The following is a 13,617-nucleotide window of genomic DNA, read 5'->3' as shown; positions in this document are numbered from 1 at the left end:
CCACCCCCGAAGTCCTGTGAACCGCCGAAGGACTGACCCCCGTGAGCCGAACCTCATCCAGGACCACTTCGCCCAGGCCCCGTTGGGGCCGCCGCACGCGGCGCGCCGTCGCCATCGCTTCGGTGACGGTGGTGTCCCTCTCGCTGACCGTGGCGGCGTTCGCTTATCCCGGTTTCAAGACCGCGGAGGTTGATCTGAACGACGGCGGTGTGTGGGTCACGTCGAAGGCGCGCGGTGCTGTCGGCCGGCTCAATTACGCCTCCAAGGTGCTGGACGGTGCGGTGTCCCCGGCCAGTAGCGCGTTCGACATCCTTCAGTCCAAGCAGAACGTCATGGTCCAGGACAGCCAGGGGTCGGCCCTGAGCATGGTCAACCCTTCCACCGTCCGGCTGAGCGGGGATGAACGCTTGGCGGGCGGTTCGGAAAGTGCCATCGGCGGGGATGTGGTGGCGGTGACGGATCCGGCCAAGGGCAAGGTCTGGGCGATGAAGGCGGACGCCCTCAGCGGGTACTCGCCGGAGGCCATGGAGCCGGCCGTGGCCGGTGAGCAGGGGATCGTCGCGGCCGTGGGCCGGGGCGGCCAGGTGGGCGTGGCGGACCCCTCCAAGGGTGTTGTGACCGATTTCACCCTGGACGGTCAAGGTGCGGTCACCGGTCTGAAGTCCTATGACAGGCCGGAGCTGAAGGGTGCGGGGAACGTCCAGCTGGCCCAGCTCGGGGACAAGACCGTGATCCTGGACGCCGCCCGCGGCAAGCTCATCCTGCCCGGCGGGAATGCGGTCCCGGTCCCGGACGCGCGCGACGCGCGTCTGCAGCAGAGCGGGCCGGACAGCGACACGGTGGCCCTTGCCACCGGAACCTCTCTGATCCTCCAGCCGCTCGACGGCGGCCAGGCCACCACGGTCGACGCCGGCGGCACGGGTGTCGCCGCGGCGCCCGTGCAGTTGAATGGCTGCGTGTACTCGGCGTGGAGCGGCAGCAACCGGTACGTGCGGCATTGCACGAACTCCGCCGACGACCAGGCGCGGGATGTGCCCAGGGCGAGCAGCACGCCGTCGTTCGTCTTCCGGGTGAACCGTGATCTGGTGGTCCTGAACGACGTCAACGCCGGCACCGTCTGGCTGGTGAATCAGAACATGCTTCTGGTGGACAACTGGGATGACGTGATCCCGCCTAAGAACACCTCCCAGGATGCGGACAAGGACTCCGCGGACGAGGTGCAGCGGACCACCCTCCCGGACCGCACCAAGCCGAACCGGCCGCCGGTGGCCAAGCCGGACAACTACGGCATCCGCGCCGGCCGCACCACCGTGCTCCCGGTCCTGGACAACGACTCCGATCCGGATGGCGACGTGCTGCGGGTCCGGGCGGACACCCAGCCCGGCTATGGCACGGTCCAGACCATTTACGGAGGCACCGGGTTCCAGATCAGTGTCCCCGCGGACGCCACGGGCCCCACCGAGTTCAAGTACTCGGTGGACGACGGCCGCGGCGGAACGGCCTCGGCCACCGTGACCCTGAACGTGGTCCCGCCGGAAACCAACCACAAGCCCCAGCTCAAGGCGGGCCGCGTGCCCAGCCTGGTCATGATGCAGGGCAAGCAGCTGGTGCAGAACGTCCTGTCCGACTTCATGGACCCGGACGGCGATGACATCTTCCTGGTGGGCGCCACCAGCAGCAACGAGCGGGACGTGGTGCGCACGCGGCCCGACGGCCAGCTCACCGTGCAGGATGCCGGCGGGACGCCGGGCAAGCGGACCCTGACGCTCAAGGTCTCCGACGGCCAGGACACGGCCGACGTGCCCGTGACCCTGGACGTCCGCGTGCCGGGTGCGCTGCCCCCGATCGCCAACGCCGACGCCGTGGTCGCCACTGCGGGGCAGAGCCTGACGATCTCCCCGCTGAAGAACGACGTCGACCCGCTGGGCGGGACGCTGCGGCTCGCCCAGGTGACGCCGGACGGTCAGTCCAAGGCGGTCATCGGGGCCGATCAGCAGACCTTCCAGTTCACCTCCGACTCGATCGGCACGCACTACGTCACGTACATGGTGACCAACGGCCCGGCCGCGGCCCAGCAGCTGGTCCGCGTCGACGTCGTCGCGCCGTCCACGGCCGGTGCGCCCATCGCGGTCCGCGACGTCGCGCAGCTGCCCAGCGGCGGCAGTGCCCTGGTGGACGTGCTGGGCAACGACTACGACCCGGCCGGCGGCGTGCTCGTGGTGCAGTCGGTGACGGCCCCGCAGGGCTCCCCGGTCAGCGTGGCCGTGCTGGACCACAGCGTGGTGCGGGTGACCGATCTGCACGCCAAGGGGACCGTGACCCTGAAGTACACCATCTCCAATGGCAAGGCCTCCGCCACGGGGGAGATCTCCGTGGTGGTCATCCCGCCGCCCGCCAAGCTCCTGGCGCCCCAGGCCAAACCGGACGAGGTCACGGTCCGTGCCGGCGACGTCGTCAGCATCCCCGTCCTGGCCAATGACGTTGACCCCAATGGCGGGAAGCTGACCCTGGACCCCAAGTTGATCCAGGTGCCGGACACCGCGGACGGCCGGACCTTCGTGTCCGGCAACACCATCCGCTTCCTGGCCGGGCCCACCGCCAAGACCGCCTATGTGATCTACAAGGTGACCAACGAATCCGGGCAGTCGGACTCCACCCAGGTGACCATCCGCATCAAGGCCCGCGACGACGCGCACAACGCCCGGCCCGAGCCGCAGACCGTGACGGCGCGCGTGCTGGCCGGGATGAAGACGAAGATCGTCATCCCGCTGGACGGGATCGACCCGGACGGCGACTCCGTGGAGCTCGTCGGCATCGACAAGGCGCCCGCGCTCGGCACCGCCGTGGTGGGGGAGGGCAGCATCGAGTACATCGCCGGCGCCGCCTCCGCCGGCACGGACACCTTCACCTACCGCGTCCGTGACCGCATCGGCGCGGAGAACACCGGAACGGTGATCGTGGGCGTGGCGCCCGCCGGCACGGTCAACCAGAAGCCGCTAGCCGTGGACGACCAGGCCGAGGTCAAGCCCGGCCGGAAGGTCGCCGTCGACGCCCTCGCCAACGACTCGGATCCCGACGGCGACCCGATCTCCCTGGTGAAGAACCGCTTTGAGGCCGATCCGTCGCTGCAAGCGACGGCTACGGAGAACGGCCGCGTGCAGCTGACGGCGCCCGGAACACCGGGAACGTACAACGTCCGGTACACCATCCAGGATGACAAGGGCGCTCAGGCGAGCGCCGTCATCGTCCTGAAGGTGAAGCCCGATCACGTGCCGCAGGCCCCCGTAGCCAACGACGACCACGTCACGCTCGCCGAGACCCTCGGCAAGAGCGCCGTGGACGTCCCGGTGCTGAAGAACGACACCAACCCGGACGGCGTCCCGGAGGATCTGAAGATCTCCTTCCCGGACGGCAACCCGAACGCCACGGCCGGGCCCAACGGCGTGGTCAAGGTGCAGCTCACGGACGCCGGGCAGCTCATCCCGTACACCGTCACCAACCTGGACGGCCTGACGGCCACGGCGGTCATCCACGTGCCCGGCAAGGGCTCCATGCCTCCGGTGCTGAAGAAGAACGACGTCGTGGAGGTCACCGCCGGGCAGAGCGTCGATCTCAAGCTCTCGGACTACGTGGCCGTCCGCGACGGGCACTCGCCCCGCATCACGGTGGCGGACAAGATCAAGGTCATGGGCGCTTCGGCGACCGGCGTGATCGGATCCGACGGCGCCACCCTGCATTACGCGGCGCTCAAGGACTTCGTGGGGCCGGGTTCCATCACCTTCGAGGTGACGGACGGCTCGGGACCGGATGACGCGAGCGGATTGAAGTCCGTGCTCACCATCCTCACGAAGGTGAAGCCGGACCCGAACGCCAACCACCCGCCTACCTTCCTGGGGTCCTCCCTGGATGTCCCGATGGGGGAGACCGCGGAGCTGGACCTGTCCAAGCTGGCGACCGACGCGGACCCAGGCGACCAGGGGAAACTGCAGTTCCAGATCGACGGGAAGCCGGCGCGTTTCCAGGCCTCCTTGGACGGTTCCACGCTCAAGGTCTCCGCACCCCAGCAGACTCCCGTGGGCAGTACGGAGAAGGTGGGCGTGACCGTCACCGACGGCCGTTCCGCCCCGGTCCGTGCCGAGATCGCGCTGACTCTGACCGCCTCGAACCGGCCGCTTCCCGTGGCCAATGACGATGTGGTGGAGAAGGCCGACGCCGGGAAGCCGAGCACCACCGACGTCACGGCCAACGACGTCAACCCGTTCCCGGAGACGCCGCTGAAGATCGTCTCCGCCGTGGTGGAGACCGGGACGGCCACAGCTCAGCCGGTCATCAACGGCGGTTCCATCACGGTGACTCCGGCCCCGGACTACAAGGGCGCCCTGGTGGTGCGGTACACCATCCAGGACAAGACCGGTGACTCGAGCCGCAATGCGGACGGCAAACTCCGGCTCAATGTCCGGGCCGTGCCGGATGCGCCGGCGGCCCCGACCGCCTCGGACATCCGGGACAGGACGGCCGTCCTGCATTGGACGCCGCCGTCGGACAACGGCGCCACCATCACCAAGTACACGGTGAAGTCCACGGACGGGCGGATCTCCCAGGACTGTCCTGCCACCACATGCACGCTGACCGGCCTGACCAACAACGTCACGTATCACTTCACGGTGATCGCCACCAATGAGGTGGGCGACTCCGCGCCGTCCGCAGCGTCGGGTGACGTGCGTCCGGACGTGAAGCCGCGCCAGATGGATGCCCCCACGGTGAAGGCCGGGGACCAGAACATGGCGGTCACCTGGGCGCCCGCCATTTCGGACGGCTCACCCGTCACGAGCTACACCCTGGAGATCTCGCCCCCGCCGTCCAGCGGCGTGGCACAGAAGACGGGTGTCACCGGCACCAGCTACACCTGGCCCGGCCTCACCAACGGGGTGGACTACCAGGTGCGCATCCAGGCGCTCAACCAGGCGGACGCGCCGTCTGACTGGAGCGCCTACTCGGTGCAGGACCACCCGGCGGCCGCCCCCGGCCAGCCGCAGGCGCCGACCACGCAGGCCGCCCCGTCCGTGGGCTCCCAGACCCAGGTCACGGTGAACTGGACGGAGCCTCCCACCAACGGCGACCCGATCAAGAACTACTACGTCACCAGGAGCGGTGGCGGGCAGGCTGATCTCACGGTGACGGTGCCGGGCACCAGCCAGAGCACCAATTTCACCGTGGACAATTCGCAGTCGAGCTACACCTTCACCGTGGTGGCGGAGAACAAGGCGGGCAAGAGCCCTGCCTCCGCACCGAGTGCCCCACGGCGGGCCACCGGCAAGCTCGGGACGCCGCAGAACGTGACAGCCACCCCCGCGAACACGGGAGGCAACGGCCACCAGATCACGGTGAACTTCACGCCGCTGGACCAGACGCAGATGAACGGCTCCGCCCCGGGCGAGGTGAGCTACCACTACAACGCCAGCCCTTCCGGCAGGACCGGCCCGATCGCCCCGGGTGACACGATCGGCGGGTTCCCCAACGGGACGGTCCAGAGCGTCACCGTTGTGGCGGACTCCACTGTGGCACAGAGCTCGGATGCCAGCGCGCCGGCGTCGGCCACGCCGTACGGCGCTCCGGGAAGTCCCGCAGTCACGGGTCATGACGGCGGCGGTGGATCGACGTCCGTGTCCTTCAGCTGGACCAACAACACCGGTGCGAATGACGTGGTCTACACGGAGTACAGCATCAATCGTGGCGGTTGGCAGCGCGGCGGAATCAACGATTCGGTCTCCTTCAATACCGGTGGGTACAGCACCCGTGCCGATATTCAGGTTCGGAATGTGAACTCCAAGGGCACCCCGGGCAACCCGCAGAGCGCCTCCGCCACCAGTGGCCAGGGTTCGTGGAACGGGAAGTTCTACGACGCGTCGACCTCCAATGCCCGGCAGTGTTCCTACACGTATGGAGGTGTCGACTACAGTTTCGACACCTTGACGTGCGACGGGGCAGCGAACCGAAATGTCCCCTGGGTCGCTCAGGGTGACACCTTCGTCATCAAGTGCTTCGTCACTTTCAATGACCGTAGCTGGCTGAATGGGCAGATCAAGGACTACGGTCCTCGGAACTGGTACCGGATGGATTCCGGCCGGAACCCCGGACGGTACATCATGGCCGACGACAGGGTCATCGATACCGGTACAGGAGCGCCTCCGCAAGGCGTTCCGCCTTGCTGACCTGCGGTGACGCCGCCACGGCGCGGCGGATGGGGAGCCGTCCCCATCCGCCCCGCTTGCACCGGTTATTCCGTCGAAGTTACTTTTGAGTCATAAGGTCTGCCTGGCAGACTCGACACGTGTGACAGATCGTTCCCCAGGATTTGTCCGGACTCACAAGCTCCACTGACCTAAGAGGACATTCGCTGTGCGAAACGACGGCCGTTCCCCCCGATTGAGCCGGAAGGTACGCCGAGGCTTGGCGATCGCTTCGGTGACGGTGGTGTCCCTCTCGCTGACCGTGGCGGCGTTCGCTTATCCCGGTTTCAAGACCGCGGAGGTTGATCTGAACGACGGCGGTGTGTGGGTCACGTCGAAGGCGCGCGGTGCTGTCGGCCGGCTCAATTACGCCTCCAAGGTGCTGGACGGTGCGGTGTCCCCGGCCAGTAGCGCGTTCGACATCCTTCAGTCCAAGCAGAACGTCATGGTCCAGGACAGCCAGGGGTCGGCCCTGAGCATGGTCAACCCTTCCACTGTCCGGCTGAGCGGGGATGAACGTTTGGCGGGCGGTTCGGAAAGTGCCATCGGCGGGGATGTGGTGGCGGTGACGGATCCGGCTAAGGGCAAGGTCTGGGCGATGAAGGCGGACGCCCTCAGCGGGTACTCGCCGGAGGCCATGGAGCCGGCCGTGGCCGGTGAGCAGGGGATCGTCGCGGCCGTGGGCCGGGGCGGCCAGGTGGGCGTGGCGGACCCCTCCAAGGGTGTTGTGACCGATTTCACCCTGGACGGTCAAGGTGCGGTCACCGGTCTGAAGTCCTATGACAGGCCGGAGCTGAAGGGTGCGGGGAACGTCCAGCTGGCCCAGCTCGGGGACAAGACCGTGATCCTGGACGCCGCCCGCGGCAAGCTCATCCTGCCGGGCGGGAATGCGGTCCCGGTCCCGGACGCGCGCGACGCGCGTTTGCAGCAGAGCGGGCCGGACAGCGACACGGTGGCCCTTGCCACCGGAACCTCTCTGATCCTCCAGCCGCTCGACGGCGGCCAGGCCACCACGGTCGACGCCGGCGGCACGGGTGTCGCCGCGGCGCCCGTGCAGTTGAATGGCTGCGTGTACTCGGCGTGGAGCGGCAGCAACCGGTACGTGCGGCATTGCACGAACTCCGCCGACGACCAGGCGCGCGATGTGCCCAAGGCGAGCAGCACGCCGTCGTTCGTCTTCCGGGTGAACCGCGATCTGGTGGTCCTGAACGACGTCAATGCCGGCACCGTCTGGCTGGTGAATCAGAACATGCTTCTGGTGGACAACTGGGATGACGTGATCCCGCCTAAGAACACCTCCCAGGATGCGGACAAGGACTCCGCGGACGAGGTGCAGCGCACCACCCTCCCGGACCGCACCAAACCGAACACGCCTCCGGTGTGCAAGCCGAGTTCCTTCGGGATCCGTGCGGGCAAGACGACCATCCTCAGTGTCATGGATTACTGCTCGGACGCCGATGGTGACGTTCTGCGCGTCCACGTTGACGAGCAACCGTCCCTGGGCCGGCTCGAGCCGGTCTATGGCAATACGGGCCTCCAGATCAGCGTCCCCCAGGGCAAGACCGGCAATGCCACCTTCAAGTACTCCGTGGACGATGGACGCGGGGGCACCACGGCATCCACGATCACGCTGAATGTGATCCCGCCGGAGGAGAACCACCCGCCACGCCTGAAGCCGGGCAGAGTCCCGTCCTACCAGGTGGCGCAAGGCAAGCAGCTGGTGCAGAACGTGCTCTCCGACTTCATGGACCCGGACGGCGATGACATGTTCCTTCTGGGCGCGACCAGCTCCAACGACCGCGACCTCGTGCGGACCAGACCTGACGGCCAGCTGACCTTCCAGGACGCGGGCGGGACGCCCGGCAAGCGCACGGTCACTCTGAAAGTCTCCGACGGCGTGAATTCCGCGGACGTCCCCGTGACGGTGGAGGTCAAGGCACCAGGCGCCCTCCCGCCGCTGGTGAACGCCAGCGCCGTCACCGCCGTCGCCGGTCAGCGTCTGGTGATCGCGCCCCTGGCCAACGACGTCGACCCGCTGGGCGGCACGCTGAGGCTTGCCCAGGTCACTCCCGATGTACAGTCATCCACCACCCTGGGCGCCGACCAGCAGACGTTCGCCTTCTCCTCCAACGTCGTCGGCACGCACTACGTCACCTACATGGTGACCAACGGCCCTGCGGCCGCGCAGCAGCTGGTGCGTGTTGACGTCGTTCCTCCCGGTCAGACCGGCGCACCGGTGGCGGTCCGCGACGTCGCGCTCCTGCCCTCGGGCGGGACCACGCTGGTGGATGTTCTGGCCAACGACGTCGACCCGGCGGGTGGTGTGCTGGCCGCTCAGTCGGTGACGGTCCCCGAGGGTGCCCCGGTCAATGTGGCCGTGATGGAACACAGCGTCGTCAAGATCTCCGACCTCCGTGCGAAGGGTACCCTGACCCTGAAGTACACCATCTCCAATGGCAAGGCGTCGGCCACAGGGGAGATCTCCGTGCTCGTGGTGCCCCGGCCGGCGAAGCTGTCCGCACCTCAGGCCAAACCGGACGAGGTCACGGTCCGTGCCGGCGACGTCGTCAGCATCCCCGTCCTGGCCAATGACGTTGACCCCAACGGCGGCAAGCTGACCCTGGACCCCAAGTTGATCCAGGTGCCGGACACCGCGGACGGCCGGACCTTCGTCTCCGGCAACACCATCCGCTTCCTGGCAGGTAAGAACGCCAAGACCGTCTACGCGATCTACAAGGTCTCGAATGACTCGGGACAGTCCGATTCGGCGCAGGTGACCATCCGCATCAAGGCCCGCGACGACGCGCACAACGCCAGGCCGGAGCCGAAGAACGTGACCGCGCGGACCTTGGCCGGGTCCGTGATCAAGATCCCCGTGCCGCTGGACGGGATCGACCCGGACGGCGACTCCGTGGAGCTCGTCGGCATCGACAAGGCCCCGGCACTCGGCACCGCCGTGGTCCGGGAGGGCTACATCGAGTTCACGGCCGCTGGCAACGCCGCGGGGACGGACACCTTCACGTATCGGGTCCGTGACCGTATCGGCGCCGAGAACAGCGGTGTGGTGACGGTGGGGATCGTCCCGCCCGCGACGGTGAACCAGAAGCCGATCGCGGTGGACGACACAGTCACCGTGAAACCGGGTCGTAAGGTCGAGGTGGACGTTCTCTCCAACGACTCCGATCCGGACGGCGACCCGATCGCCCTGGTGAAGAACGGGGTGCAGGCCGCGGACCAGCTGCTCGCCGAGGTCTCCGATTCCGGCAAGGTGCTGTTGACGGCACCAGGCGCCACCGGTACGTACAACGCCCGCTACACCATCCAGGATGACAAGGGCGCTCAGGCGAGCGCCACCGTGTTCCTGAAGGTGGACCCCAACGCGCCCGCGAAGGCGCCAGTGGCCAACGACGACTTCATCTCGCCCTCCGAGACCCTGGGCAAGAGTGCCGTGGACATCCCGGTGCTGAAGAACGATTCCAATCCCGGCGGGGTGACGGCGGATCTGAAGATCTCCTTCCCAGATGGCAACCCGGCCGTTTCGGTCAATTCCGCGGGAGTGGTGCACGTCGGTCTCACCGATCAGCCTCAGCTCATTCCGTACACCGTCACCAACCTGGATGGCCTGACGGCCACCGCGATCATCCACGCACCCGGCCTTGCGGATATGGCACCGGTCCTGAAGAAGACGGATCCCGTGGAGGTCACGGCCGGGCAGAGCGTCGATCTCAAGCTTTCCGACTTCGTGGCTGTGCGCAGTGGCCGCAGCCCCCGGATCACCGTGGTGGACAAGGTCCGCGTGATCGGAGCGGCCGGGACCGGGGTGGTAACCGGCGACGGCGGTACGCTGCACTATGCGGCGCTCAAGGACTTCTTCGGCCCCGGCTCGGTGACATTCGAGGTGACCGACGGATCCGGCCCGGATGACCCGCAAGGTCTCGCCTCCACGCTGACCATCATGACCAAGGTCGACCCGGATCCCAACGCCAACCACCCGCCCACCTTCCTAGGTTCCTCTCTGGACGTCCCTCAAGGCGATGCCGTGGAACTCGATCTGTCCAAGCTGGCGACCGATCCGGATCCGGGGGACCAGGGGAGGCTGGCGTTCTCGATCGATCAGAAGGCGCCGCACTTCCAAGCGAGCCTGGACGGGCACATCCTGAAGGTGCAGAGCAGTCAGGATGCCGCCGCCGGAACCATTGAGCCGCTGGGCCTGTCCGTCACGGATGGCCGCAGCCCTGCCGTCCACGCCCAGGTGACGCTGAAGTCGGTCTCCTCGACCAAGGCGAAGGCCGTGGTTCCCGATGTGACCGTGCAACAGGCGAACGCCGGTCAGCCCGTCACCACGGATGTTCTCACCGGCGCGGTCAATCCATTCCCTGACACCCCGCTGAAGATCACCAGCACCCAGGTGGAGACGGGGCAGGCGACCGGTGTTCCCAGCGTCAACGGCGGCTCATTGACGGTGACTCCGGCACCGGACTTCAAGGGCATTCTGGTGGTGCACTTCGTGGTGGCGGACAAGACCGGGGACTCCTCCCGCGATGTGGACGCCTGGCTGTCCCTCACCGTGCGGGCCGCGCCTGACGCCCCAGGTGTCCCGTTCGCTGCGGACGTCCGGGACAAGACGGCGGTGCTGAGCTGGACGCCCCCGTCGGACAACGGTGCGCCGATCACGAAATACACGGTCAGCGGAGCCAACGGTTTCAGCCAGGAGTGTGCGACGACCACCTGCACATTGACCGGTCTGACCAACACGGTCCACTACCGCTTCACCGTGGTGGCCACGAACGCCGTGGGCGACTCGAAGCCGTCCGCCCAGTCCAATGAGGTGGTACCGGACGTCAAGCCGTATCAGCCGGACGCGCCCAGCGTGAAGGCCGGAAATCAGGACATGGCCGTCAGCTGGACTCCTGCCCGCACGGACGGATCTGCGGTGAAGAGCTACAACCTGGAGATCTCGCCACCGCCGGCCGGCGGTGTGGCGCAGAAGACCGGTGTCACCGGGACCAGCTACACGTGGCCCGGGCTGACCAATGGCGTGGACTACCAAGTTCGAATCCAAGCGGTGAACGATGCTCCGTCGCCATCGGATTGGAGTGCCTTCTCCGTTGCCGACCATCCGGCGGCGCCCCCGGCCCAGCCGCAGCCGCCCACCACACAGGCGGCGGCGTCCGTGGGGTCCCAGACCCAGGTCGCGGTGAACTGGACGGAACCTGCGACCAATGGCGACCCGATCAAGAACTACTACGTCACCCGCAGCGGTGGCGGGCAGGCGGACCTCACAGTGACGGCGCCGGGCACCAGCCAAAGCACCAACTTCACGGTTGCGAACTCCCAGGCGGACTACACGTTCACGGTCCAAGCGGAGAACAAGGCCGGTCGGAGCCCGGCCTCGGGTCCGTCCGCACCTCGCCGTGCTACCGGCAAACTGGCAACACCGCAACTGGTGAGCGTGGTGGCAGCCAACACTGGCGGAAATGGCCATCAGTTGCAGATCAATTTCACGCCTCTCACCTCCTCCGCAGACCTCAACGGTTCTTCCCCGAGCGAAGTGAGTTACCACTACAACGCCAGTCCGTCAGGCATGACGGGTCCTGTCAGCTCAGGACAGTCGGTCGCCGGGTTCCCCAACGGCCAGCAGCAGACCATCACAGTGGTTGCGGACTCGACGGCGGCACCAAGCTCAGACGCCTCCAACCCGAAGTCGGCAACCCCATACGGTGCGCCGGGTACGGCTTCGGTGACCGCACACGACGGGGGAAGCGGCTCCACATCGGTGAGCTTTGACTGGTCCAACAACACTGGCTCGAACGACGTGGTCTCCACGGAGATCAGCTTCGACGGATCCAACTGGCAGGGGGCGGGCGTCAGCGGCTCCGTGTCGCATGACACCGGTGGGTACAACCGTAATCAGCGCTTCTGGGTCCGCAACGTCAGTTCCACCGGTCAGAAAGGCAACTCGATCTCCGTCCAGGCGACGTCCGGCGCCCAGCCGAGCACACAAGTGGCAGTGACGGCCGCTTCCGTGAACAGCTGCACAGAGCCTCCCACTGGAGGATCCGGGTACTCGGCCGGGCCGCCTCAGATGTGCTACGGCGTGGTCAGCCCGGGCGGCAGTGCGGCCCCCGGTCCCTGGCTGTATCAGGACCGGGCCGTCACGGTGGACCGCTGCGGAAGCCCTTGGGGGACGTCCGGCTGGTACCACATCAGCCGAGGCAGCTACAACGGCTATGACTACACCGGCCGCTGGGTCCGGGCCAACACCACCTACGTGGTCTCCGGTCCGCTGCGATGCTGACCCCGTCCCGGGCCGTGGCCCGGATATCAGACTCTTCACCGATTCACTCGACACAAAGGAACACAACGCCATGACCATGACCGCAGAGCAGGCCACCTGGTTCGCAGGGACGTTCGAGAAGCTCGTGGCCAATGTCAGCCAGGCAGTGCTGGGCAAGCAGCACGTCATCCGGCTGACCGTCATGACCATGCTGGCCGAGGGCCACGTCCTCTTCGAGGATGCCCCGGGCACCGGCAAGACCTCTCTGGCGCGTGCCCTGGCCGCCAGCGTGCAAGGCAGCCACAACCGCATCCAGTTCACTCCGGACCTGCTGCCCTCCGATGTGACCGGCGTGAACATCTACGACCAGAAGACGCAGCAGTTCAACTTCCACGAAGGCCCGGTGTTCGCCAACATCGTCCTGGCCGATGAGATCAACCGTGCCTCGCCGAAGACGCAGTCCGCGCTCCTGGAGGTCATGGAGGAATCCCGCGTCACGGTGGACGGTGTCACCTATGACGCCAAGCGCCCCTTCATGGTGCTGGCCACCCAGAACCCCATCGAGCAGGCGGGCACCTACCGACTGCCGGAGGCCCAGCTGGACCGCTTCCTCATCAAGACGAGCATCGGCTACCCGGACCACAACTCCACCGTGGAGCTCCTGGGCGGTGCCAGCCTCAGGGACCGGTCCAAGGCCCTGAGCCCCATCATCACCACCAAGGCGATCGCGGACATGGCCGATCTGGCCGCCACCAACCACGTGGACACCGCCGTGCTGAGCTACGTCTCCCGGCTGACCGAGGAGACCCGCAACGCCCCGCAGACCCGTCTGGGCGTGTCCGTCCGTGGCGCCCTGGCCATGGTGCGCGCCGCGAAGGTGTGGGCCGCCGCGCAGGGCCGCAACTACGTTCTGCCGGACGATGTGAAGGAACTCGCCGACGTCGTGTGGACCCACCGCCTGGTGATGGACCCCGAGGCCGAGTTCTCCGGGGCCACACCGGAGCAGGTCATCTCCCGCGTCCTGGCTGACATCGCCGCACCCCAGCAGCGAGCCTGACCCGTGAGTCAGAATCCACCGAGCTCGCGGCGTGCCGCCCGGGAGGCCAGGAA

Annotated in this window: 3 protein-coding genes; all 3 read left to right on the top strand. The window is 67.3% G+C overall.

The features are described 5' to 3' along the window. Window positions 1–41 precede the first annotated feature (41 nt). The 3 genes from Q9R02_RS14310 (at window position 42) to Q9R02_RS14300 (ending at window position 13,564) form a co-directional block, all read left to right on the top strand. Entirely contained in the window at window positions 42–6,212 is a 6,171-nt protein-coding gene (locus tag Q9R02_RS14310) for an Ig-like domain-containing protein (protein ID WP_342006937.1), read from the top strand. Between the two features lie 238 nt (window positions 6,213–6,450). After that, on the top strand, window positions 6,451–12,528 hold the full coding sequence (locus Q9R02_RS14305) for an Ig-like domain-containing protein (protein ID WP_305997379.1): 6,078 nt from the start codon (window positions 6,451–6,453) through the stop codon (window positions 12,526–12,528). A 70-nt stretch (window positions 12,529–12,598) separates the two neighbouring features. Next, entirely contained in the window at window positions 12,599–13,564 is a 966-nt protein-coding gene (locus tag Q9R02_RS14300) for an AAA family ATPase (RefSeq protein WP_305997378.1), read from the top strand. Window positions 13,565–13,617: the final 53 nt, after the last annotated feature.

The sequence above is a fragment of the Arthrobacter horti genome (assembly GCF_030731045.1).
GTDB classification, from domain to species: Bacteria; Actinomycetota; Actinomycetes; order Actinomycetales; family Micrococcaceae; genus Arthrobacter_E; species Arthrobacter_E nanjingensis.
The sequence above is the reverse complement of the archived record's forward strand: the minus strand, read 5'-3'. Positions and strand labels throughout refer to the sequence as shown.

What these genes read in the sequence shown, in the direction of transcription:
- Q9R02_RS14300 (WP_305997378.1), top strand. Translation starts at nt 12,599, where the DNA reads ATGACCATGACCGCAGAGCAGGCCACCTGGTTCGCAGGGACGTTCGAG.